General features: G+C 32.0%; 26 protein-coding genes and 2 tRNA genes. 18 read left to right on the top strand and 10 right to left on the bottom strand.

From position 1 onward, the window contains the following. Nucleotide 1 precedes the first annotated feature (1 nt). Nucleotides 2-1183, top strand: coding sequence for a class I SAM-dependent methyltransferase (locus TD29_RS04110; RefSeq protein WP_040279094.1), 1182 nt, complete (start codon nucleotides 2-4; stop codon nucleotides 1181-1183). A 1-nt stretch (nucleotide 1184) separates the two neighbouring features. On the opposite strand, the gene TD29_RS04105 is transcribed toward TD29_RS04110, so the two are convergent. The 4 genes from TD29_RS04105 to TD29_RS04090 all read right to left on the bottom strand — a co-directional run bounded on the left by TD29_RS04105 (nucleotide 1185) and on the right by TD29_RS04090 (nucleotide 3070). Continuing rightward, nucleotides 1185-1610 carry a hypothetical protein gene (locus tag TD29_RS04105; protein ID WP_040279093.1) on the bottom strand — a complete coding sequence of 142 codons (426 nt, stop codon included), beginning with the start codon at nucleotides 1608-1610 and terminating at the stop codon, nucleotides 1185-1187. 300 nt (nucleotides 1611-1910) lie between these two features. Next, nucleotides 1911-2666 (bottom strand): hypothetical protein, encoded by a 756-nt coding sequence (locus TD29_RS04100; protein ID WP_040279091.1) that lies wholly within the window; start codon nucleotides 2664-2666, stop codon nucleotides 1911-1913. 246 nt (nucleotides 2667-2912) lie between these two features. Next, nucleotides 2913-2986, bottom strand: a tRNA-Arg gene (locus tag TD29_RS04095). Between the two features lie 9 nt (nucleotides 2987-2995). Then, nucleotides 2996-3070 (bottom strand) — tRNA-Pro (locus tag TD29_RS04090). Nucleotides 3071-3191: 121 nt separating this feature from the next. Here TD29_RS04090 and TD29_RS04085 point away from each other — a divergent pair. The 17 genes from TD29_RS04085 to TD29_RS04005 all read left to right on the top strand — a co-directional run bounded on the left by TD29_RS04085 (nucleotide 3192) and on the right by TD29_RS04005 (nucleotide 17850). Continuing rightward, on the top strand, nucleotides 3192-4298 hold the full coding sequence (locus tag TD29_RS04085; RefSeq protein WP_040279090.1) for a PQQ-dependent sugar dehydrogenase: 1107 nt from the start codon (nucleotides 3192-3194) through the stop codon (nucleotides 4296-4298). Then, on the top strand, nucleotides 4295-4750 hold the full coding sequence (locus TD29_RS04080; protein ID WP_084203384.1) for a c-type cytochrome: 456 nt from the start codon (nucleotides 4295-4297) through the stop codon (nucleotides 4748-4750). The genes TD29_RS04085 and TD29_RS04080 overlap by 4 nt, the downstream gene beginning before the upstream one ends. A gap of 50 nt (nucleotides 4751-4800) precedes the next feature. After that, nucleotides 4801-5409: a uridine kinase gene (gene udk / locus TD29_RS04075; RefSeq protein ID WP_040279089.1), complete on the top strand. Its 609-nt coding sequence runs from the start codon at nucleotides 4801-4803 to the stop codon at nucleotides 5407-5409. Between the two features lie 2 nt (nucleotides 5410-5411). After that, nucleotides 5412-5714 (top strand): FtsB family cell division protein, encoded by a 303-nt coding sequence (locus TD29_RS04070; RefSeq protein ID WP_040279088.1) that lies wholly within the window; start codon nucleotides 5412-5414, stop codon nucleotides 5712-5714. Continuing rightward, nucleotides 5707-7083: a methylmalonyl-CoA mutase subunit beta gene (locus TD29_RS04065; protein WP_040279087.1), complete on the top strand. Its 1377-nt coding sequence runs from the start codon at nucleotides 5707-5709 to the stop codon at nucleotides 7081-7083. The genes TD29_RS04070 and TD29_RS04065 overlap by 8 nt, the downstream gene beginning before the upstream one ends. 7 nt (nucleotides 7084-7090) lie before the next feature. Further along, nucleotides 7091-7759, top strand: coding sequence for a hypothetical protein (locus TD29_RS04060; protein ID WP_040279086.1), 669 nt, complete (start codon nucleotides 7091-7093; stop codon nucleotides 7757-7759). 92 nt (nucleotides 7760-7851) lie between these two features. Then, nucleotides 7852-9975 carry a methylmalonyl-CoA mutase gene (scpA, locus tag TD29_RS04055; protein WP_040279085.1) on the top strand — a complete coding sequence of 708 codons (2124 nt, stop codon included), beginning with the start codon at nucleotides 7852-7854 and terminating at the stop codon, nucleotides 9973-9975. A 128-nt stretch (nucleotides 9976-10103) separates the two neighbouring features. Further along, a complete protein-coding gene (locus TD29_RS04050; RefSeq protein WP_040279084.1) occupies nucleotides 10104-11273 on the top strand; it encodes a hypothetical protein in 1170 nt (389 codons plus the stop codon). A gap of 34 nt (nucleotides 11274-11307) precedes the next feature. Beyond that, nucleotides 11308-11811, top strand: coding sequence for a hypothetical protein (locus TD29_RS04045; protein WP_052466970.1), 504 nt, complete (start codon nucleotides 11308-11310; stop codon nucleotides 11809-11811). Nucleotides 11812-11930: 119 nt separating this feature from the next. After that, on the top strand, nucleotides 11931-12695 hold the full coding sequence (locus TD29_RS04040) for a ParA family protein (protein WP_040279082.1): 765 nt from the start codon (nucleotides 11931-11933) through the stop codon (nucleotides 12693-12695). After that, complete coding sequence (locus TD29_RS04035; protein WP_040279081.1) at nucleotides 12695-13594, top strand: ParB/RepB/Spo0J family partition protein; 900 nt, start codon at nucleotides 12695-12697, stop codon at nucleotides 13592-13594. Before TD29_RS04040 ends, TD29_RS04035 begins: the two co-directional genes overlap by 1 nt. Then, complete coding sequence (locus tag TD29_RS04030; RefSeq protein ID WP_040279079.1) at nucleotides 13584-14171, top strand: DUF5683 domain-containing protein; 588 nt, start codon at nucleotides 13584-13586, stop codon at nucleotides 14169-14171. Before TD29_RS04035 ends, TD29_RS04030 begins: the two co-directional genes overlap by 11 nt. Before the next feature lie 3 nt (nucleotides 14172-14174). Beyond that, the gene (dapB, locus tag TD29_RS04025; protein WP_040279078.1) at nucleotides 14175-14876 is read left to right on the top strand and encodes a 4-hydroxy-tetrahydrodipicolinate reductase; all 702 of its coding nucleotides are present in this window, start codon (nucleotides 14175-14177) and stop codon (nucleotides 14874-14876) included. Nucleotides 14877-14940: 64 nt separating this feature from the next. Continuing rightward, nucleotides 14941-16518, top strand: coding sequence for a signal peptidase I (gene lepB, locus TD29_RS04020; RefSeq protein WP_040279076.1), 1578 nt, complete (start codon nucleotides 14941-14943; stop codon nucleotides 16516-16518). Between the two features lie 115 nt (nucleotides 16519-16633). Continuing rightward, the gene (locus TD29_RS04015) at nucleotides 16634-16912 is read left to right on the top strand and encodes a hypothetical protein (protein ID WP_040279075.1); all 279 of its coding nucleotides are present in this window, start codon (nucleotides 16634-16636) and stop codon (nucleotides 16910-16912) included. 12 nt (nucleotides 16913-16924) lie between these two features. Continuing rightward, nucleotides 16925-17542 carry a WbqC family protein gene (locus TD29_RS04010; protein WP_040279074.1) on the top strand — a complete coding sequence of 206 codons (618 nt, stop codon included), beginning with the start codon at nucleotides 16925-16927 and terminating at the stop codon, nucleotides 17540-17542. Further along, nucleotides 17542-17850, top strand: coding sequence for a DUF6122 family protein (locus TD29_RS04005; RefSeq protein WP_040279072.1), 309 nt, complete (start codon nucleotides 17542-17544; stop codon nucleotides 17848-17850). The genes TD29_RS04010 and TD29_RS04005 overlap by 1 nt, the downstream gene beginning before the upstream one ends. 113 nt (nucleotides 17851-17963) lie before the next feature. On the opposite strand, the gene TD29_RS04000 is transcribed toward TD29_RS04005, so the two are convergent. The 6 genes from TD29_RS04000 to TD29_RS18355 are packed head-to-tail and all read right to left on the bottom strand — an operon-like array spanning nucleotide 17964 to nucleotide 23066. Further along, the gene (locus tag TD29_RS04000) at nucleotides 17964-18986 is read right to left on the bottom strand and encodes an endonuclease/exonuclease/phosphatase family protein (RefSeq protein WP_040279071.1); all 1023 of its coding nucleotides are present in this window, start codon (nucleotides 18984-18986) and stop codon (nucleotides 17964-17966) included. A 5-nt stretch (nucleotides 18987-18991) separates the two neighbouring features. Continuing rightward, nucleotides 18992-19867, bottom strand: a complete 876-nt coding sequence (locus TD29_RS03995) for a rhomboid family protein (protein WP_040279070.1) — start codon at nucleotides 19865-19867, stop codon at nucleotides 18992-18994. Continuing rightward, a complete protein-coding gene (locus TD29_RS03990; RefSeq protein ID WP_040279069.1) occupies nucleotides 19864-20691 on the bottom strand; it encodes a rhomboid family intramembrane serine protease in 828 nt (275 codons plus the stop codon). The genes TD29_RS03995 and TD29_RS03990 overlap by 4 nt, the downstream gene beginning before the upstream one ends. Nucleotides 20692-20694: 3 nt before the next feature. Further along, nucleotides 20695-22554 carry a DNA mismatch repair endonuclease MutL gene (gene mutL, locus TD29_RS03985; RefSeq protein WP_040279067.1) on the bottom strand — a complete coding sequence of 620 codons (1860 nt, stop codon included), beginning with the start codon at nucleotides 22552-22554 and terminating at the stop codon, nucleotides 20695-20697. Further along, nucleotides 22554-22841, bottom strand: a complete 288-nt coding sequence (locus TD29_RS03980) for a CD225/dispanin family protein (RefSeq protein ID WP_040279066.1) — start codon at nucleotides 22839-22841, stop codon at nucleotides 22554-22556. The genes mutL and TD29_RS03980 overlap by 1 nt, the downstream gene beginning before the upstream one ends. Nucleotides 22842-22844: 3 nt before the next feature. Beyond that, on the bottom strand, nucleotides 22845-23066 hold the full coding sequence (locus TD29_RS18355) for a hypothetical protein (RefSeq protein ID WP_152611459.1): 222 nt from the start codon (nucleotides 23064-23066) through the stop codon (nucleotides 22845-22847). Between the last annotated feature and the right edge of the window lie 174 nt (nucleotides 23067-23240).

The raw sequence follows: 23240 nt of genomic DNA, 5'->3' as shown, positions 1-23240 counted from the left end.
TTTGAATTCTGACATTTTAAATACCGAAATACAAGCGTTTATTTCTAATAATCTTACAACAAACATATCTAAGATTTTATTAAAAGGCACCAATTTTGAAACCGTGTCAACACAGGAAATTATAGAGCAAATTGAAGCAAAAGCTAAAAGCAAAAAGAAACTTCCTAATTGGTTTTCTTCGGAAAAGATATACTACCCAAATAAGTTAAATATAGAACAAACGTCATCTGAAATTACTGCAAATTATAAATCCACATTATTTAAAGGAAATTCTATTATTGATATTACTGGTGGTTTTGGTGTAGACTGTTTTTATTTTGCAAAACAGTTTGAAGAGGTTGTACACTGTGAGATTAATGAAAACTTATCTAAAATTGTTAACTACAACTATACGCAACTTAATGTTAAAAACATAAAGACCGTTGCCTTAGATGGAATCGATTATTTGTTATCTAATGAAAAACATTACGACTGGATTTATATAGATCCTTCTAGAAGACATGAGAAAAAAGGAAAAGTGTTTTTTCTAAACGATTGTTTACCAAATGTACCATTTCATTTAGATACGTTATTTAATTATACAACCAATATAGCCATAAAAACCTCTCCACTATTAGACTTAACTATTGGAATAAATGAATTAAAACATGTAAAAGACATTCATGTAGTTGCAGTTAAAAATGAAGTTAAAGAACTCATTTGGGTTTTAGAAAAAGGGTTTACAGGAAATATATCTATTAAAACGGTAAATATTATAAATAACAATATAGAAGCATTTTCATTTAAATTAAATGATGAATCCATAAATATGTCGAGCTATAGTGAACCTCAAAAGTATTTATATGAGCCCAATGCTGCTATTTTAAAATCTGGTGCTTTTAACAGTGTCTCAAAACAATTAAATGTCTCAAAACTCCATCAACATTCACATCTCTATACTAGCAATGAGCTCACAATGTTTCCTGGTAGATCTTTTAAAATTGAATCTATAATTGATTACAACAAAAAAAATATAAAGGCACTAAATATTTCAAAAGCCAATATTACAACTAGAAATTTTCCTGAGACTGTACAATTAATAAGAAAGAAGCATAACATAAAAGATGGTGGAAACACCTATCTCTTTTTTACAACTAACTATCTTAATAATAAAATTATAGTAATAGGTTCTAAAACTAATTGAGTTATAAAGTATCTGGAGATCCAGCAACTAAATAATTATCGGCTCCAATTACCATGTCATAGCTCATACACTGATCCATAGAATGCACAACTTTATCATCCTGCAATCCTGTTGTGTTTTTAGAAATGTTAAAAATAATCTCATCAGGAGCAAATGTTAAATACCCAGACTGATCATTAGGTGCAATATTATCTACAGTATGTAAAATTGTTCCGTCAATAGATACAACTTGTAACGTAATAGAAATCGAACCGTTGTTGGTAATTCTCGCCTGAGGATCTTGATCTAAGCAATCAGATTGTACATTAGGGCTTTCAGGAAAAGCTTGTTGTTGCAGCTCTTCATTTTCAATTGATTCATTTGAACAATTAAAAAGCGTAGTCATAACAATTGCACATGCAATTGCATTTTTAAGTAGGTTTTTCATCGATTTGGGGTTTAATGAAATTCACCGCAAATATAGTTGTAAAATTAAATAATACAAGCTTTTTTATCGTTGAAACACAATAATTATTCGACGAAATACATTTTTTAGATAAAACTATCGATGAAATACATGATTAATTGACAACAAATCGACTAAAATTTTAACATACAAATGTTCGTAAAGCCCAGTAATACTTGATGTTTTGAGAAATACCAAAAAAGCAGTATTGACTTTCAGCATATAGCGCTAGAACACAGACGATTGACTGTTAAAATTGAATAAAAAGTTATTAACAATTCATTATTTATTCTCTACTAATCTATTTTTAAGTGAATTTTCTGACTTTAAACGCTTCAAATATGTAGCAAATTTCAGAAGATCTAACTCTTGAGAGTCATCAATTTTATGAGTTTTAATATATGCTAAAATTTCAGTAGCGCTCTTCTCATATCGTTTTTTAATATCTTTTCTTTTAGTTGAAAGTTTGATTAACCTCTCAGAATTATCAACATAGTAATAATTTATTTTTTCTTTATAATAAGCAGGTTTTGCTTTATCATAACTACTTTTAGCCTCCTTTGCTTTAACATAAGAATACGATATGCGCTTTAATAGTATATCACTAGTATTTAAAATATTAAAATAATCAATCATGTCCTGTCCAAATGCATCCTTATAAACAACCGCTTTATAAAATTGATTGGTGCCATTAAATGAAATTTTAACATCTTTTAATCTTTTAATATTATATACATCATCATTATCTCCTTTAATTTCAATTTCATTAGATATGGGATTATATCTAGCTGAATAAACGGTTGACTTTCCATTTACGTTTATCGAAGCTGTTTGAAAATCATCTATTATTTTTTTGTTCGCTTGAGTTACAGGAAAACTAATAGCTCTACTTTCAGAAAAAAAGTTGTTGTAGTCATAACTTTGACCAACTCCTACTTGATCATAACAACCAGCAGCTACACAATCTGGTACTGCATCTTGAGCTGTTACTGTTAAAGTGCCAACTATGAGTGTGGCTAATAAAAATAAATGTTTCATAATACTGAATATGTTAGTTAGACAAAATAATGATTTAAATTGATAAGCATCAAAAACTAGACCATTATGTTAAAATTTTAACAAATTTATTATAGAAAAACAAAAAAACAGCATAAAACTTAACCTTAATGGATTAAAATCTTAATTATTTTATGAAAACCGTTATCACTTAGTGTTGAATTTAAAAATGAAAGATATTATTATTAAAAAACAAAAAAGTCTTACCAATTAAGGTAAGACTTTTTGTGAGCCCTGAAGGATTCGAACCTTCGACCGCCTCCTTAGAAGGGAGGTGCTCTATCCAGCTGAGCTAAGAGCCCTCAATAAAGTCGGGGTGGCAGGATTCGAACCTGCGGCCTCCACGTCCCAAACGTGGCGCGATAACCGGGCTACGCTACACCCCGAATTTGGTTATCTCATATTTTAAGAATAATAAGTTTCTCAAAATTTCGAGGTGCAAATATATACCTTTTCTTTAAAAATTGACAACTTTTATTATTAAATTTAAACATAAAATTTATTTTCATGAAAATTCTAGTACAATCTCTTATTATTACCGGTTTATTAAGTTTTGTTGCCTGTGCACAAGATAAAAACCCAATTAACACAGAACATTCTTACGAACTCGTTGTATCAGAATTAATTAACCCTTGGGGATTTACTTTTTTACCTGACCAAAGCATGCTAATTAATGAAAAAGAAGGTAAGATTATTCATTATAAAAACGGAATAAAAACTGAAGTTAAAGGTGTACCAAAAGTTTACAATCGCGGACAAGGTGGCTTATTAGATATTAAATTACATCCTAAATTTAAAAATAATGGATGGCTTTACTTAACATACGCATCATCTGAAGGTGAAAACAAAGGAGGACATACAGCTATCATGAGAGCTAAATATGCTAACGATTCATTATTTGAACAAAAAGTGCTTTATAAGGCCACTCCAAATACAACTAAAGGTCAACATTTTGGTTCGAGAATAGTATTTGATGATAATGGGTATTTGTTTTTTACTATTGGCGAGCGAGGAAATCGTGATGATAACCCTCAAGATATTACTAGAGATGGTGGCAAGGTTTATAGATTACATGATGATGGCACTATTCCAACAGACAATCCATTTGTGGATCATGAAAATGCTAAAACAGCCATCTATTCTTATGGACACAGAAATCCTCAAGGTATGGTCATACATCCAGAAACTAGAGATATCTGGACTCATGAGCATGGACCAAAAGGAGGTGATGAAATTAACATCATAAAAGCTGGAAACAATTATGGTTGGCCAATAATAACCTATGGTGTTAATTATATAGGCACTAAAATAACAGATGACACTGCAAAACCCGGAATGGAACAACCGTTACATTATTGGACACCTTCTATAGCGCCAAGTGGTATGGAATTTATTTCAAGTGATAACTATAAAGGATGGGAAAACAATTTATTGGTGGGATCTTTAAAGTTTCAGTATTTAGATAATTGCTATATTGAAGACGGAAAAGTTATCAAAGAAGAACGTTTATTAGACGGCTTAGGTCGTGTGAGATCAATAAATCAAGGACCTGATGGATACATTTATGTAGGAATAGAAAATTTAGGTATCGTAAAACTAATTAAAACAAAATGATGAAAATAACTTATGTATTAGGATTAACGCTTTTGTTAATATCGTGTAATTCTTCGGAAAAAAAGAAAGAACTCTCAGTTGTAACTATTTCCGAAGAAAATATAAATCAACAAAGTTCTGCACTTAAAGAAAGTATAATACGTGGTAAAAGCATTTACGACGATTTTTGTGTCTCTTGTCATTTACCTAACGGAAAAGGTGTACCTAAGGCATTTCCTCCTTTAGCAAATTCAGACTATCTTAAAAATAATCGAGCAAAAAGCTTAAAAGCTATTAAATATGGTCAGTCTGGCGAGATTACAGTAAATGGTCAAAAATATAATGGTGTAATGTCTCCATTAGGGTTAGAAAATAACGAAATTGCCGATGTCATGAACTATATTACAAACAGTTGGGGTAATTCAAACGATAAGTTAACAACTGTAGATGAAGTTTCGAAAATTGAACCTTGATATTACATCATAATTGCTAAATTTGTCACCAAAATATTAGTCTTTTATATATGCTTATTATAGGAATTGCCGGTGGAACTGGATGCGGAAAAACAACAGTTGTAAATCAAATACTTAACGAATTACCAGAAGGTGAAGTTGGAATAATATCCCAAGATTCATACTACATGGATACAACACACTTAAGTTACGAAGAGCGTGTTAAAATTAATTTTGACCATCCAAGATCTATAGATTTTGAATTGTTAGAACAACATTTAAGAGAATTAAAAGCTGGAAACGCAATTGACCAACCAGTATACTCGTTTGTTAAACATAATCGTACTGGTGATATTGTAAAAACAAACCCAAGAAAAGTTATTATTGTTGAAGGTATTTTAATACTTACAAATCCAGAATTACGTAAATTATTTGACATCAAAATTTTTGTGCATGCAGATAGTGACGAACGACTAATTAGACGTTTAAAACGTGACATAACTGAGCGTGGACGAGATATTAATGAAGTTTTAACACGTTACCAAAATACGTTAAAACCTATGCACCAACAATTTATTGAACCCATGAAAGAATATGCAGATATCATCATACCAAACAATAAATATAACACGGTTGCTGTAAATATAGTTAAGACTATTATTAATGAAAAACTAAGTTAAATATCAAGAAGTTTAGAAACATATTTATTATTGTATTTGTCTTTTTTGCTATTTGGATGCTTTTTATAGACTCTAATTCGCTTTTAATTCATCGTGAACTCAATGAAGATATTTCAGATTTGGAAGACGAGAAAGCCTATTATAAAAATGAAATAGAAAAAGACCAAAAAGCCATAAAAGAATTAAGTACAGATGACGGTATTGAAAAACTAGCTCGAGAGAAATATTATATGAAGAAAGAAAATGAAGATATTTACATCATAGAATACGAAGACAGCTTAAAATTAGAACACAACAATGAGTAAAATACTATTTAATAATTTTACTAAAGTATCTTCTAAACAATGGAAACAAAAAATCCAGGTAGATTTAAAAGGTGCAGATTATAATGATACATTAATTTGGCATACAAATGAAGGTATTGATGTTAAACCATTTTACCATAAAGACGACATAGATACTAAACCTAACGTGGTAAACTCAAAAGCCACAGCGTTTAAAATTTGTCAGTCTATTTATGTTTCAAATACAGCAAAATCCAATGCTAAAGCCATAGATGCTTTATCTAGAGGTGCAGAGTCTGTAGAATTTATTATTCCTTCAAAAGACATTCTAGCCAAAGATCTCCTTAAAAACATAGACACCTCCTCTACTCTAATATCATTAAAATTACTTTTTTTATCTTCGGAATATGTAAAAACCATCACAAAAGAACATTCCGTAGATATCCAAATCGATATCATTGGACAACTTGCTAAAACAGGAAATTGGTTTGATAATCTAAAAAATGACCACACACACTTTGAAACCATTATAAAACACACTAATTTAATTACAATACATGCTAATTTGTATCAAAATGCTGGTGCAAATATGGTGCAACAACTTGCTTATGCTTTAGCACACGTCAATGAATATTTCAATCACTTAGATAATAGCATTGATAGCCAATCAAAAGAAAACATTAAAGTTGCCTTTAATATTTCCGTAGGTACAAATTATTTTTTCGAAATTGCTAAATTAAGAGCCTTACGAATATTGTTTAAAGCACTTTCTAGTGATTATGGTTTTAATACCAATTGCCAAATAAATGTTACGCCAACAAAACGAAACAAAACCTTATATGACTACAATACCAATATGTTGCGCACAACAACAGAATGTATGAGTGCCATTTTAGGAGGAGCAAATCGTATTACAAATCTAACTTATGATGCCATATATCATAAAGATAATGAGTTTGGCGAACGTATTGCTAGAAATCAATTACTCGTATTAAAAGAGGAAAGTTATTTTGATAAAGTTGATAATCCTGCAGATGGTGCGTATTATATAGAAGCGTTAACAACGCAATTATGTGATAAAGCTTTGGAGCTATTTAAAGATATTGAAATAAATGGCGGATTTTTATCACAGCTTAAATCTGGCACTATTCAGAAAAAAATAAAAGAAAGTGCAACAAAAGAACAAGATCAATTTAATGCTGGAGATATTACCTTATTAGGCACCAATAAACACCCAAATATGCAGGATAAAATGAAAGATGCTTTAGAACTTTATCCTTTTGTTAAAACCAATCCTATAAAAACTTTAATTGAACCTATAATTGAAAAACGATTAGCTGAAACTTTAGAGCAACAGCGTTTAAATGAAGAACAATCAACCGAAAATTAATATAATCATGAAATACAAATTAATATTACTTGCCATTTCTTTATGTCTATTTAATTGTAAAGATGAAACTAAAACTAAAGAACAAAGTCCTAACCAAATTGTAGATTTTGACTATAAATTTCCAAGTGTTCAAAAGCTCATTGACTGTGAAGGCGTTGATAACGGTATTTACCAAGAAGCAATACAATCATTTGAAGAAGATCTTGCCAACTTCTATACACCAGGAACTCCTGTTCTATCAAGAGCTTATAGCCTTTTTGTAAGTCAGGCAATATCAAATAAAGTAGATTATTCTAAAATGGTTTCAGATCATACAAAAAAGGTCCTAGAAGCGCTCAAACAAGATAAAACCCTTTGGACAACCAATCCTGATGGTAGTAAAGTTGATTTTTCACACCCTATTTTTAAGTGTATTGGAGAAAATATCAAAGATGAACAACTACAACAAACATTTAGCGCTTTAATTGAAACTAACAGTATGAGTATTAGAATGTTTGAAGGCCAATTAAAACGTAATACCTTTGGCATGAAGGACGATAAATATTTAGCTGCATACGTGGCTTTAGAGTTGTACTACGGAAAAATTTATGATAGAGACCTAAGTAAATCAACAGAAACCTTTGCTAAGGGTAAATCACAAACAGAACATGCAGCTGGTGACGGTCACAACCATTAAATGAATGAATTACAGATGAATCAATCATGTTATCAATATTTATTCTAAGTCATATAAAATCTACAATTCATTTATAGAAAAATAGTCGTAAAATAATGCGTAAAAACATTCAACATATTACCTTATCATCTACTACTAACCATGACAAGTCAGTAAGCGAAAAGACATTTAGAACTGCCGAAGATATTGATATCAAATCTTCCTACACTAAAGATGATTTATCAAATGTAGAGCATATAAATTTTGTAGCAGGAATTGCGCCCAACCTTCGTGGACCGTATTCTACAATGTATGTAAGAAGACCATGGACAATACGTCAATATGCAGGTTTTTCAACTGCCGAAGACAGTAACGCTTTTTATCGTAGAAACCTTGCTGCTGGCCAAAAAGGACTTTCCGTGGCATTTGATTTAGCAACACATCGTGGTTATGATAGTGATCATGAACGCGTTGTAGGCGATGTAGGAAAAGCAGGTGTCGCCATAGATTCGGTTGAGGATATGAAAATTCTCTTTGACCAAATTCCTTTAGATAAAATGTCGGTTTCAATGACGATGAATGGTGCTGTGTTACCAATTATGGCATTTTATATTGTAGCTGCCGAAGAACAAGGTGTTGATCCCAAAGAGTTAGCCGGTACGATACAAAACGATATCTTAAAGGAGTTTATGGTGAGAAACACCTATATCTATCCTCCTACACCTTCCATGAAAATTATCTCAGATATTTTTGAATATACGAGTAAAAACATGCCAAAATTTAACAGTATAAGTATTTCAGGTTATCATATGCAAGAAGCTGGAGCAACCTGTGATATAGAATTGGCGTATACCTTAGCCGATGGTTTAGAATACATAAAAAAAGGATTAGAAGCAGGAATGGATATTGACACCTTCGCTCCTAGATTATCTTTCTTTTGGGCCATTGGTATGAACCATTTTATGGAAATTGCTAAAATGCGAGCAGCTAGAATGTTATGGGCAAAATTAGTGAGTCAATTTAACCCTAAAAATCAAAAATCTCTAGCTTTACGCACACACTGCCAAACATCTGGCTGGAGCCTCACTGAGCAAGACCCTTTTAATAATGTCGCGCGAACAACAATTGAAGCTGCTGCTGCTGCTTTTGGTGGCACACAAAGTTTACATACCAATGCTTTAGATGAAGCCATTGCTTTACCAACAGACTTTTCTGCGCGTATTGCGAGAAATACGCAAATTTTTTTACAGGCCGAAACAGGAATTACAAAAACTGTTGATCCGTGGGCAGGAAGTTATTACGTTGAAAAACTTACACATGATATTGCTCAAAAAGCTTGGACATTAATTGAAGAAGTTGAAGAACTTGGCGGAATGACAAAAGCCATTGAAGCAGGTATCCCAAAATTACGAATAGAAGAAGCTGCAGCTCGTAAACAAGCGCGAATAGATTCTAACCAAGACGTTATTGTTGGTGTTAATAAATATCGTTTAAACGAAGAAGACCCTATTTCAACACTAGAAGTTGATAACCAAACGGTAAGAATAGGCCAAATAAAGCGCCTAGAACATATAAAAGCTACAAGAAACACAGAAGCTGTTAGCAATGCATTATTAAAATTAACTGAAGCTGCTCGCTCAAAACAAGGAAATTTATTAGCTTTAGCCGTAAATGCAGCGAGAGAACGTGCTACTTTAGGTGAAATTAGTGATGCTCTCGAAAACGTGTTTGGACGTTATAAAGCACAAATTAAAACATTTTCTGGTGTGTATAGTAAAGAAATAAAAGACGATAACAGCTTTCAAAAGGCAAGGCTACTCGCAGATCAATTTGCTGATCAAGATGGTCGTAGACCTCGTATCATGATTGCCAAAATGGGACAAGATGGTCATGATCGTGGAGCTAAAGTCGTAGCTACTGGTTATGCCGATGTAGGCTTTGATGTGGATATTGGTCCGCTATTTCAAACACCAAAAGAAGCTGCTAAGCAAGCTGTTGAAAATGATGTGCATATTTTAGGTGTATCTTCCTTAGCTGCAGGACATAAAACTCTCGTACCTCAAGTGATAGAAGAACTAAAAAACTATGGTCGAGATGATATTATGGTCATCGTTGGAGGCGTCATCCCAAAGCAAGATTATCAATATTTATTTGACGCTGGAGCAGTTGCCGTTTTTGGTCCTGGAACTAAAATTAGTGATGCAGCAATTAAGATCTTGGAGGTTTTGATTGATTAAAAAACTAATACAAATTTTATAATTTTACTTAATATTTTCACATTTAAAATATTACACAAAAAGTTGTAGTTTAGCATTTTATAAACCAAAAACGAACTGCTGAGTTAAAGCATAATACCTTCTAACTTATGATTAAAAAATACTATGTTGTTATAATCTTTTTTCTGATAAATGCTCACATTGTATTCGCACAAAACTTTGATATTCCAGGAGAAGTTTTGGTAAATGGAAATTTTCAAAAAGGTCTATTTTCAAATAATATAGATAATTCTAATGATAAGCTAAGTTTTAAATTCACTAGTGATAATAAAATAATTAATCTTAAAGACAAGCAAGGGATAGTGTTTAAATTTGACGCTTTAAATCAAATTTACCAGACTCTAAATACAGCTGACTCAGTAAAACTTTACATTCTTCTTGTTGAAGGAAAAGCATCACTTTTTAGCAACATAGAATCAAATCAGTATTTCATTCAAAACCTATCTAAAGACTCAAAATCGATTAAACTAGAAGATTTCAATAAAGATTATAAAAGAAATTTTGGTATTTTATCTGTGGTATTTGAAGATTGTTTGGAAGTAAGATCTCAATTAAAAAATGAATCAATTAATAAAAAAACTCTAATTACTTTAACAGAAAGTTATAATAAGTGTGAGTCATACACAGAAGGTTACCAATTAACATCAAAACAGAAATTAAATTTAAAATATAAGTTTCAAAAAACAATATATTCTTTTGATTTTGGAGGCGGTATCTACTTTAATAGTTTTGAGTCTATTGTTCGCGATGCTCAATCTAGTGTTTCTGAAAGTAACAATACAGGATTCAGTGTTTTTGCTGGTATAAATGTATCGCCTTCTCATTTTGGCAGACTTAGAGATAAACTTTATTTTGACATCTCTCTAAACTATATAAGCACACCAGCATTTGAAAACGAATTTTTTGATATAGAAAGAAGCTCATTTTTATTAAATGTATCACCTACTTTCTATTTTAGACATCAAAAAAAAATAAATCCATTTGTACGAGTTAATTTTGGCTTAAACTTTACTGATTACGACTTAAAATCTAATGGAACTTCAATATTTTCAGACATATCAGGTTCAGGAACTAGCTTTATTTATGGATTTGAAACAGGTATTCAAATTAGCAAAAGTTTTGAATTAGTATTTCTATATCAGCCTAAAACTCAAGAAACTTATTCTGTTTTTTTAAATAATAATTTTGAAATTGACGTAGAGACAAGTGCTTTTGCATTAAAAGCATCATATATCATAAACTTTAAAAAGAAACCTTAAACGATAATTATTGGGTATTTATTTAAAATTATAATTGAACCGTAATCATTACACATTAAAAGGCAACACACTCACACTTTTTGTTAAACCCGCTCCTATTGTTGTGAGTGTTTTAATGTTTGTGTTTAGCTTTATGCTTTTTACTCTTCCCATAGTTGGATTGATACGTTACATTTCCGAAGGAAACGGAATCAAAGCAGGATTTTTTCTAATGATTTTTATCTTTAGTTTATTAGGTTTTTACCTCCTACGTATTGCGCTTTGGAATACCTACGGAAAAGAGGAAATTACATTTTCAAACAATCTATGTACATATACAGCAAACTACCGATGGTTTAAAGATGGTGTAAAAACGGAATACTTTGACACTATAAATTTTGCGAAAAACCCAGTTGGTTATTTAGAAGACAATAATTACACACTTGTGATTGAAGACTTTAATGCCGAAAATGAGATAATGTGCGTTATAAAAATGCCTGAAACCACATTAGAACAATTAATTAGAGAACTAAAAGAAAACATTGGCAATGCTTACTAATTTCAATAGATAAAATCTTCACGAAGTGTTAACAACTTCAATTTCCAAAACTCACAAATAATCGTATTTTTACGCTAGAGAAATTTTGAAATCTCTTTAAACCTAAACCAAATCATTTAATGGGTAAAATCATTGCAATTGCCAATCAAAAAGGAGGTGTTGGTAAAACAACAACATCTGTAAACTTAGCAGCTTCATTAGGTGTGCTAGAAAAAAAAGTATTGCTTATTGATGCAGATCCTCAAGCCAATGCAACTTCTGGCTTAGGACTAGATGTAGAGCAAGTTGAAATTGGAACTTATCAATTACTAGAACACACAGCAACTGCAGAACAATGTATTATTGCTGCAGATTCTCCAAATGTAGATATAATACCTGCACATATTGATCTTGTGGCTATAGAAATAGAACTTGTTGATAAGGAAGACCGTGAATATATGCTTGAAAGAGCTATTGGTCACTTAAAATCATCTTACGACTATATTTTAATAGATTGTGCACCATCACTTGGTTTGCTAACACTTAATGCATTAACATCTGCCGACTCTGTAATTATACCTATTCAATGTGAGTATTTTGCATTAGAAGGTTTGGGTAAATTATTAAATACGGTAAAAAGTGTTCAAAAAATTCATAATAAAAATTTAGATATTGAAGGCTTACTATTAACCATGTTCGATTCTCGTTTACGCTTGTCTAATCAGGTTGTAGAAGAAGTCCAAAAACATTTTAGTAATATGGTTTTTGAAACCATAATTCAAAGAAATGTAAGATTAGGAGAAGCGCCAAGTTATGGAGAAAGCATCATTAAATATGATGTAAGTAGTAAAGGCGCAACCAACTATTTAAGTTTAGCTAAAGAAATTATAAATAAAAACGCATAATGGCTAAGGCAACAAAAAAACAAGCACTTGGTAGAGGTTTATCAGCATTGCTGAAAGACCCTTCTAACGATATACAATCTGCTCAAGACAAAAACGCTGATACTATTATTGGCAATATCGTTGAATTAGATTTAGATGCTATTGAGATTAATCCCTTTCAACCAAGAACTAATTTTAATGAAGAAACCCTAAGAGAATTAGCGTCTTCTATTAAAGAACTTGGTGTTATACAACCCATAACAGTTAGAAAATTAGAGTTTAATAAGTTTCAACTAGTTTCAGGTGAGCGACGTTTTAGAGCATCAAAACTTATAGGATTAGCTACAATTCCTGCGTATATTAGAATCGCTAACGACCAAGAGTCGTTAGAAATGGCATTGGTTGAAAACATACAAAGGCAAGATTTAGATCCAATAGAAATTGCCTTATCGTATCAACGATTAATTGATGAAATTGCACTAACCCAAGAACAAATGAGCGAGCGTGTAGGTAAAAAACGATCTACTATCGCTAACTATTTACGTTTATTAAAATTAGACCCAATTATTCAAACTGGTATGAGAGATGGTTTTATTTCTATGGGTCATGGTCGTGCCATGATTAATATAGAAAACCAAAACGACCAATTAGATATCTACGAGAAAATAATAACAGATAAATTATCGGTTAGAGCTACTGAGGCTTTGGTAAAAAACTATAACCAACCTACCAATAAGAAAACGGTTGAATCCCAAGAACTTCCTAAATTTGTTAAAAAAGGTGTAAAAGAATTTTCTGAATACTTTGGGCATAAAATTGCCGTTAAAGTGTCAAAGAATGGTAAAGGTCAAATTACAATTCCGTTTCATTCTGAAGAAGATTTTAATCGTATAAAAAAATTAGTTCAAAGTGCTAAATAAATTAGTCTATACCAGTATTTTATTTCTCCTTTTCAGTTCTATTACATTTGCACAAAATGATAAAACGACTGATGAAGTAGACACAAATTTAATGGTTGTTCAAGATTCTATCTCCACAAAAAAAAGAGCACCTTTAGATGTGCTTGCGCCTTCAAAAGCAGCATTTTACTCTGCTGTGCTTCCTGGATTAGGTCAAGCCTACAATAAAAAATATTGGAAAATCCCATTAGTTTACGCAGCTATAGGAATTCCCGTTTATCTCTACATTCAAAATGATAAAGATCTTGATTTATATAGAGATGCCTACAAAAGACGTTTAGCTGGTTTTAGCGATGATCCGTTTCAAAATATCTCTGACGACGGACTTATTAGAGCGCAACAACAGTTGAGACGAAACAAAGAATTAGCATTATTAATTGCAATTGGCATGTACGCATTAAACATTGTAGATGCCAACGTTGATGCACACCTACTCCAATTTAATGTGGATGAAGATCTTTCTCTTAGACCACATTTTAAGTACAATCAAATGGAAAATAATACCAATCTAGGCTTAACCCTAAATTTCAAATTCTAAACTATGAAAATTGCATTGTTAGGCTACGGAAAAATGGGTAAAGCAATTGAAACCATTGCTTTAGATCGTGGTCACGAGATTATATTAAAAGTCTCAAGTGCTTCGGAAAGTTTTACACTCCAAAACTGTGATGTTGCCATAGACTTTAGTCTACCAACTTCTGCAGTTGCTAACATTTCAAAATGTTTAGAAGCTGGTGTTCCAGTAATATCAGGAACAACAGGATGGCTAGATGATTATGATAAGATGGTCTCACTTTGCGACACTAAGCAAGGCACATTTTTATATGCATCAAATTTTAGCTTAGGAGTAAACATATTTTTTGAGCTCAATAAGACCTTAGCTAAATTAATGGCCAAATTACCAGAGTATAACGTTTCCGTAGAAGAAATTCATCATACACAAAAATTAGATGCACCTAGCGGAACCGCAATTACACTTGCAAACGGTATAATTGACGAAACAAATTATGAAAAATGGACCTTAGATACGCCAAACCAAAATGAGATTGGTATTTTTGCAAAGCGTATTGAAAACGTTCCTGGAACTCATGATGTAAACTATGACTCTGAAGTAGATAGCATTCAAATTAAACATACTGCGCATAGCCGACAAGGTTTTGCTTTAGGTGCTGTGATCGCTGCAGAATATGTTCATGATAAAATAGGAGTATTTACGATGAAAGATGTCTTAAATATTAGTTAATAGCTAAGTTAGATGTAACGTTTTTAAATACTTTTCAACTCATTAAAGAAATTAAACTATAGATATGACAATTACACAATGGTTAATCTTTATTCTAGTGATCCAAATCATTCATGGTCTTGGAACCTGGAAGCTTTACGTTAAAGCTGGTCGTCAAGCATGGGAAGCTTTTATTCCTGTGTATAACGCAGTGGTATTAATGAAAATCATTAATCGTCCTTGGTGGTGGACTATCCTACTCTTTGTTCCTATTGTAAACCTCATTATGTTACCAGTAGTTTGGGTAGAAACAGCTAGAAGTTTTGGTAAAAACGAATTTCTAGACACCTTTTTGGCAGTAATATCTTTAGGGTTTTACAATTTCTATCTTAATTACGCTGCAGATCTAAACTATATCGAAGATAGAGATTTAGAACCAAAATCTAGTTCTGGAGATTGGACAAGTTCTATTTTATTTGCTATTGTTGCAGCAACTATTGTGCATACTTATTTTATTCAACCCTTTACAATTCCGAGTTCATCACTAGAAAAATCGTTATTAGTTGGAGATTTCTTATTTGTAAGTAAGTTTCATTATGGAGCTAGAATCCCTATGACAACGGTTGCCACACCAATGGTGCATGATACCATTCCTGGTTTAAATGTAAAATCTTATGTGTTTGATGATAAGTTTGAAGATCGTAAAACCTCTTTAAAAAACAAATTACAGCTACCTTACATGAGGATTCCTGGATTTGAAGATATTGAACGTAATGATATTGTAGTTTTCAATCAGCCAGCAGATACATTGTTGGATATGAATAAATTTTCACCAGATCGTAATTATTACAAACCAATAGACAAGAAAACTAATTTAGTTAAGCGCTGCGTTGGTGTACCAGGAGATTCTCTTGAAGTAAGAAACGGCTACGTTTATATCAATGGTAAATTAAATGAATTACCAGATCGTGCTAAACTTCAATTTGCATACGAAGTCAAATTAAAAGGATCGTATAGCAGTGAACAAATTTATGGAGGATTAAAACGTTATGATATTACCGATGTTTACCCTACATCTCAAAACACATTGCTTATTGAGGCAACTGTAGATGCTGCAGCTCAAGCCAAAAACCATCCAAACATTGCCAGTATTACTAGAAGCGAAACACCAAGAGGTATCGATTCTAATGCTCTTTTTCCAAGAGCTGCAGGTTATGATTGGAGTTATGATAATTTTGGACCAATTTACATCCCAAAGAAAGGTGAAACCATTGAATTAAATATGGAAGACTTACCACTTTATAAACGTGTAATTGGCGAATACGAAAGAAACAGTATTGTTACGAGAGGTAATCAAATATTCATCAATGATCAACCAGCAACATCTTACACTTTTAAACAAGATTATTACTGGATGATGGGAGATAATAGAAACAACTCAATTGATGCTCGTGCTTGGGGTTACGTTCCGTTTGACCACGTTGTTGGCAAACCTGTCTTTATTTGGATGAGCTGGGACGGACTTAAAAATCCACGTTGGGAACGATGGTTCACAACTGTAGGTGGTTCTGGCAACCCTGTGTCTTATTTAATTCCTTTTTTAGTGTTATTAGCCGCTTGGTTTGGCTTTAACGCTTGGCGAAGAAAGAAAAACGCTAAGTAAATATTTCATAACTTTAGTCTCATTTCTATAAGTAAAACATATAGAAATTTTATAGTATTAATTTTAACTTTAGCTATATCAATGATATAGTGAAAGTTCCCTTAAAATTATAATTATGAAAACTAATTTATTTGACGTCAAAGCTATCATAAATAGCTATGCTGAGCAATCAAATACATCTGAAACTGAAGTTATTGAGCAACTTAAAGTTTATTATTTTAATAAAGAAGTCAATAAAAACCTGAAACTTTATAAAAAAGGCAAGAAAAAAGTGAGAGATATTACTAAAGATTTAAAAATCTCTCATCGTAAGTTTTACGCTATTTTAGAGCAAAAAAATATAGCACATAAAAAATATAATAAAGCGAATTCTAGTATAACACTAGACCGTTAATACGTTAATAAATTGAGCTTACTTCATCCTACATATTTTCCTAACGTTGCCCATTTTGTAGCGATGCTTACTACAACAGATCTAGTATTTGAGGTTTGTGATAACTATCAAAAACAAACCTATCGTAATCGTACCTCAATTTATGGTGCCAATGGGAAATTAGATTTAAATATTCCTGTGATATATTCTCAAAAAAACAGGCAAATTTTTAAAGACGTTAAAATTTTTAATGAAGAAAATTGGCAAAGTCAGCACCTCAAATCATTAGAGTCTGCTTATAGAACATCACCATTTTACGAGTTTTATATTGATGATTTAATGCCTTTATTTACTTCGGAATTTGACACCGTCATGGCATTTAATTTTAAATGTTTAGAGCTTATTTTTGAATGCCTGCAACTTCCGTTTGAGTATACTGTTACAAAAACTTTTGATATCAAAGCTATAGAAACAATTGACGCAAGACCATTAGCAAATAGCAGAAAAGAAATTCTACAAAATTTCACACCTTATGCACAAGTGTTTGATGATAAACATGGGTTTTTAAACAATTTAAGCATTCTAGATCTATTATTTAATGAAGGCCCAAATACCGAGTTATATCTTAAATCTCAAACTTTAAACTTGTAATGTTACAACCCATCGTACATTACGGCATTCATTTTATAGTGCCAATAGTAGTTGCTCTTATCTTTTTTAGAGAAAACTGGAAAGTAGCTTCATTAATCATGTTGGCTGCAATACTTATCGATTTAGACCATTTGCTTGCCAACCCAATTTTTGACCCTACACGATGCAGTATAAATTATCATCCGCTACACTCCTATTATGCTATTGGTGTTTATATGGTGTTGACGCTTATCAAAAAAACTAGAGTGATTGGATTAGGCTTATTAATTCACATGGTAGCAGATTGGGTAGATTGTTTGCTGATGTAAGTGCATTGTTAGGCTAAAACTATCTTACAATATTACTATTATTGCCTATTTAAAATTTCCGAAGAAAAAAAACTTAGTTGCGTAAGCATAATACACTTAAAAATGAAAGCTACCTACTTAATCTTCACTTTAGCCATCACAGGATAGTGATCGCTATACTTAACATCAAACGTTTTAAATGCATTAATTTCAAAGGTGTCATCAACTAACACAAAATCGATACGAACAGGAAAAAATTTAAAATCAAATGTTCTACCAAAACCATTACCTGCTTGCTTAAAAGCGTCTAGCATGTCGCCTTTTATTTCTTTATAAACATATGAATAAGCTGTATTATTAAAGTCGCCAGAAATGATGGTTTTATAAGGCGATTTATTTTTATGATCTAAAAATTGCTCGGCTTGCGACTGTTGCATTTTAAAAGTTGAACTCACTCTTTTGAATAAGTTTTCAGAATTTTCTTTAGATAACTTCTCTACTGCTGGATCAATTCCTGAGGATTGTAAATGCACATTATAAACACGTAAGGTGTCTTTACCTTTCACAACATCTACAAAAATAGCGTTGTTTGATGTATGCGGAAATTCTATGGATCCAGAATTTATAATAGGAAATTTAGTGTAAATAGCTTGACCATTTTTTACCTTCTTTCCTGTGAGTTCAATATATTTATAAGGAAACATACGAAGGTTAACATCATCATCTGATCTATATTCTTGCATGCAGAGAATATCTGGATTTTTTTTTGAAATAAACGCAGACATATTTGCTTTAAGGTTTGTATCCTTTATCCAATCAAACACATTAAACAAACGCACATTGTAATTCATTACTGAAATGTTCTCTGCATCATCAATATTTTTGGAAGAGGATAATTTATACAATGAAAACACATAACTATAACCTAAAGCTAAAACAACTAAAGAGACCATTAATTGCTTTTTAACTTTAAGCAACCAGTAGATTACAAACAGTATATTAACAATTATTAAAAATGGTACAGCTAGACTAAGAACTGATAGAAACGCAAATTTTTTAGGTTCGATATACGGTAAAACATAAGACAAAAGCAAAGCAAATGCGATCAATGAATTGATAACAAATATGAGTTTATCATATAGCTTAAGCTTTTTCATCTGGTTTAATTCTTTCCTGCTTTAAATAAAAATGCTTTCTCTTCTTTTGTTAAACTCTCATAGCCACTTTTACTAATTTTATCTAGTATAAGGTCTATTTTCTTTTGGTTATTAAACTCATTGAACTCTTCTTTATTGTGACCTGCCATCGTATTTTTCTTATTACGATGCACCGTTTTAAGAGGCGATTTTTTACTAAATAAATTAGTAATATTATCCATAAGTTTTGCAAAACCAAAACCTATATCATTTCCTTTTACTAATTGTGTAGCGTAGAGATACCCAATTAAACTTCCGCCTAAATGCGCAACTTTTCCGCCTTGATTAACACCAAAAAGTCCAATCACATCAATAACGACTATAGCTGCACCAATATGCCATAGTTTTATAGATATTGAAAAGAAACGTGTTTCGCGATTAGGCATATAGGCACATAAAAAAATCAATAATGCATTCACTCCTGCAGACGCTCCAACTAATGAGCCAACGGTAAAAGAAAATGAATCTGGCAATACATTATAAACCAATAAAAAAGAAAGGCCACCAGCTAAGATACCTAAAAAATAAATAGTTAAAGATTGCCTTGACGGAAACAAATTAACCATACTTCGAGATACAAAATACAAAACCACCATATTAAATAAAAGGTGAAAAAAATCGTAATGTGTAAATCCGTACGTCAATAAAGTCCAAGGCTTAAAGATAAAATCTGAAAGCTCTTTTGGCAGTTCCAACCAGGACAACGTATATGATCTAGGGATATGTCGAATCACTTGAATCAACCATCCAATAAAAAAAATCAAGACATTAATAGCCATGATTTTTTCAAAAACGTTTAAATTTTTGAGTTTGTCTTTAAAGTCGTTATTTAATGAGGTCATCTATCCCAACGATTTTTATTAAACTGTGTTTTTTTCCAATACCACATAATCAAGAAGCCTGTAATTGCTCCACCTACGTGAGCCATATATGCTGTATTACTTGGACTAAAGAAGGATTGACCAGTTACTGCCGAAATAACATCTAAAATAATAATTCCAGGAATAAAGTACTTCGCCTTAATAGGTATTGGCAAAAAAATCATCATCAATTTAGCTTCAGGATTCATCATCCCAAAAGCAGCTAAAATACCCATAATACAACCAGAAGCTCCAACCATTGAAGCCATTGTAGCTTTATTCATTTCAAAAAGTGCACCAAACGTATCACTTTGTATTTGCGGACCAGCATAATTATAATTGGTTAGTACATCAATTAATCCTGTTCTAAACAACTCAGGCACAATGTAGTTTCCTTCAATAGCATTTATATTTGAAATCGCATGAATCACCTCTTGGCTTAATCCAAGACCTGAAATACCTTGAGCTGCCGTATAATATTTAAAATAATAATACCCAAGCTGAAAGAGCATGGCTCCTAATCCTGCCGATATATAAAGAAATAAAAACTTCTTTGACCCTAATTGCGTCTCAACCGCAGTACCAAACATCCATAAAGCAAACATATTAAATAAAATATGAGTTACGCCTCCATGCATAAACATGTGCGTGATAATTTGCCACGGCATGAAAAAATTATTCTCAGGAAAATATAAGGCAAACCATTGCTGAAATAATTGACCATTTCCAATAGTAAGAGTCCCAATAAACATGATTACGTTAATAATAATCAAATGTTTTACCGTATCTGTTATTCCTCTAATCATAGGTTATATAAATTTTTTATCAAAGTCATCTACACTCATAGTAATAAATGTCACTTTATTAGTAGGAGAAACCGTAGGTTCTTTACAAGCAAATAAACTATTAACTAGATGTTCTTGTTCAAAACGCGATAAACTTTGACCCGTTTTAATTGCCAAGCTTTTTGCCATAGACTTGGCCAACAAATCTGTAGCACTAAAATGACTATCTGGCACTTCTTGCTCAACATCACTAATAAGCTGTTCTAAAATAATAGAAACTTCACTTTCAGGCACATTAACTGGCACACCAGTGATTTCTATTTTTTCTTCGGAAAATGATAAAAACACAAACCCTGTATGTTCTAAATCTACTTTTAACTTTGTAAGTATATCCATTTCTGAAGTAGAGAACTCTAAACTTAAAGGAAACAGAAGTTGTTGACTTACAGACTCCTTAACCGTTAAGTGTTTAAGTAACCCTTCATACAGCACACGTTGATGAGACCGATGCTGATCGAGAATCATCATTCCAGATTTTATGGTACTTATAATGTATTTATTGTGTAATTGATAGGTGGTTTGTTTGTTTTCAATTTGTTTATCTCCATTAAATAATGAGGTGTTTTCTGGCTCACTTTCAAACCGTACTTCGCTAAAATCGTTCTCGGTTTTAGTGCCTTTAGATTCTAAACCTACATACAAACTTTCCCATTGGGCTGCAGGTTCTTTTTTATAACTAGAAGTTGAACCATTAGATCTACTAAGTGATTTATCTTCTCGAAACGGGTTAAAAGAACGATCCACCTCTACTGTTGGAGTTGGTGCACTTTTAGTTTCAAAATTGTATGGTGTGTCGAGGTTGTTATCACGATCAAAGTCTAAAACTGGTGCAATATTAAATTGCCCTAAACTATGTTTTACTGCAGAACGTAAAATGGCATACAATGTATGTTCATCATCAAACTTAATTTCGGTTTTTGTAGGATGAATATTAATATCAATACTCTTTGGGTCTACTGTAAGATTTAAAAAATAGCTAGGATGACTACCATCTTTTACCAAGCCGTCAAAAGCAGAGTTTATAGCATGATTTAAATAAGCGCTTTTTATAAAACGATTATTAACAAAGAAAAATTGTTCATTTCTTGTGCGCTTTGCAAATTCGGGCTTACCTACAAATCCGGAGATTTTTAGCACTTCAGTTTCTTCTTCAACAGGAACCAGTTTCTCGTTTGTTTTATTTCCGAAGATATTAACAACACGCTGTCTGTAATTACTTTTAGGAAGATTGAAACTCTCACTACCATTGTGATACATCAAAAATTCTAGATCTGGATGTGCCAGAGCTACACGTTGAAATTCATCTACGATATGTCTAAGCTCAACGTTATTAGATTTCAAAAAATTGCGTCGTGCAGGAATATTAAAAAACAAATGTTTAACGCAAAGCGAAGTGCCTGTTGGTGTCACTGTCACTTCTTGATTTTTAATCTCACTACCTTCAATTTCTATGATGGTACCAAGTTCATCTTGATCTTGTTTTGTTTTTAACTCCACATGAGCAATGGCAGCTATACTTGCCAACGCCTCACCGCGAAAGCCTTTTGTATTGAGACTAAATAAATCTTCGGCAGAACGTATTTTTGAGGTGGCATGACGCTCAAAACTTAAACGAGCATCTGTAGCGCTCATACCTTTACCGTTATCTATTACTTGAATTAAAGTTTTACCAGAATCTTTAATTACTAATTTTATTGAGGTTGCACCTGCATCAATAGAATTTTCTAGTAATTCTTTTACTACAGATGCTGGTCGTTGTACAACTTCACCTGCTGCGATTTGGTTTGCAACATGGTCTGGTAACAATTGAATAATGTCTGCCATTAGCGTTTAAGGGAGAATATTGATAAATCGAAATCTATGATAATTAGAAAGACAAGAATTAAAGCAGCGATAATATATAAAATACGACGATTGGCACCAGTTTTATCACCATTGTATTTATAATCATCAATGGCACTGCTAAATTTATTTTTCAAGCCGTTGTTATTTCCAACTGTGACTCTGTACTCATCAAACTTGTGTTTAAGTTCAAACGGATTTCCTTCACCTTTGTAATAACGTGGTTTATAATCAAATTTTTTATTTTTTCTTTTGCCTAAAATTCCCATAATCTACGTTGTTTGGTAATGTGTTAAAAGATACCATAATGCAATTATCATACCTAAAATAACGAGTAATAGCGGTAATGAAATTGCACGCTTACTTCTATGTTTACCATGTCGTTTAACAGCTTCCCATTGGGTTTTAAGATGTTCGTCGTCATTACGAGATGATTTTTGATTTCTCGGAATGTAATTAAAACTCTTGCTTTTTCGTTGTTTGAATAAACTCACTGCTTCACGCGTCTTAGTAATTCAAAAGTACAGAATTTACTAGGAAAATTGGGATTTTGACTCCTAAAAATTGTTAACATTTGTATCTCTCGCAATCCCGAAAGCTTTCGGGAGCTAAGTCGGAAAGCTCACTTAGATGAAATTAATTTTCCCTTCAGAATTATTAATAATCGA

This window comes from Psychroserpens damuponensis (genome assembly GCF_000826655.1).
Classification (GTDB): Bacteria; Bacteroidota; Bacteroidia; order Flavobacteriales; family Flavobacteriaceae; genus Psychroserpens; species Psychroserpens damuponensis.
This window is presented reverse-complemented; position numbering and strand designations above follow the sequence as displayed.

What these genes read in the sequence shown, in the direction of transcription:
- TD29_RS04105 (WP_040279093.1), bottom strand. Translation starts at nt 1,610, where the DNA reads ATGAAAAACCTACTTAAAAATGCAATTGCATGTGCAATTGTTATGACT.
- TD29_RS04100 (WP_040279091.1), bottom strand. Translation starts at nt 2,666, where the DNA reads ATGAAACATTTATTTTTATTAGCCACACTCATAGTTGGCACTTTAACA.
- TD29_RS04085 (WP_040279090.1), top strand. Translation starts at nt 3,192, where the DNA reads ATGAAAATTCTAGTACAATCTCTTATTATTACCGGTTTATTAAGTTTT.
- TD29_RS04080 (WP_084203384.1), top strand. Translation starts at nt 4,295, where the DNA reads ATGATGAAAATAACTTATGTATTAGGATTAACGCTTTTGTTAATATCG.
- udk (WP_040279089.1), top strand. Translation starts at nt 4,801, where the DNA reads ATGCTTATTATAGGAATTGCCGGTGGAACTGGATGCGGAAAAACAACA.
- TD29_RS04065 (WP_040279087.1), top strand. Translation starts at nt 5,707, where the DNA reads ATGAGTAAAATACTATTTAATAATTTTACTAAAGTATCTTCTAAACAA.
- TD29_RS04060 (WP_040279086.1), top strand. Translation starts at nt 7,091, where the DNA reads ATGAAATACAAATTAATATTACTTGCCATTTCTTTATGTCTATTTAAT.
- TD29_RS04050 (WP_040279084.1), top strand. Translation starts at nt 10,104, where the DNA reads ATGATTAAAAAATACTATGTTGTTATAATCTTTTTTCTGATAAATGCT.
- TD29_RS04040 (WP_040279082.1), top strand. Translation starts at nt 11,931, where the DNA reads ATGGGTAAAATCATTGCAATTGCCAATCAAAAAGGAGGTGTTGGTAAA.
- TD29_RS04035 (WP_040279081.1), top strand. Translation starts at nt 12,695, where the DNA reads ATGGCTAAGGCAACAAAAAAACAAGCACTTGGTAGAGGTTTATCAGCA.
- dapB (WP_040279078.1), top strand. Translation starts at nt 14,175, where the DNA reads ATGAAAATTGCATTGTTAGGCTACGGAAAAATGGGTAAAGCAATTGAA.
- lepB (WP_040279076.1), top strand. Translation starts at nt 14,941, where the DNA reads ATGACAATTACACAATGGTTAATCTTTATTCTAGTGATCCAAATCATT.
- TD29_RS04015 (WP_040279075.1), top strand. Translation starts at nt 16,634, where the DNA reads ATGAAAACTAATTTATTTGACGTCAAAGCTATCATAAATAGCTATGCT.
- TD29_RS04005 (WP_040279072.1), top strand. Translation starts at nt 17,542, where the DNA reads ATGTTACAACCCATCGTACATTACGGCATTCATTTTATAGTGCCAATA.
- TD29_RS04000 (WP_040279071.1), bottom strand. Translation starts at nt 18,986, where the DNA reads ATGAAAAAGCTTAAGCTATATGATAAACTCATATTTGTTATCAATTCA.
- TD29_RS03995 (WP_040279070.1), bottom strand. Translation starts at nt 19,867, where the DNA reads ATGACCTCATTAAATAACGACTTTAAAGACAAACTCAAAAATTTAAAC.
- TD29_RS03990 (WP_040279069.1), bottom strand. Translation starts at nt 20,691, where the DNA reads ATGATTAGAGGAATAACAGATACGGTAAAACATTTGATTATTATTAAC.
- mutL (WP_040279067.1), bottom strand. Translation starts at nt 22,554, where the DNA reads ATGGCAGACATTATTCAATTGTTACCAGACCATGTTGCAAACCAAATC.
- TD29_RS03980 (WP_040279066.1), bottom strand. Translation starts at nt 22,841, where the DNA reads ATGGGAATTTTAGGCAAAAGAAAAAATAAAAAATTTGATTATAAACCA.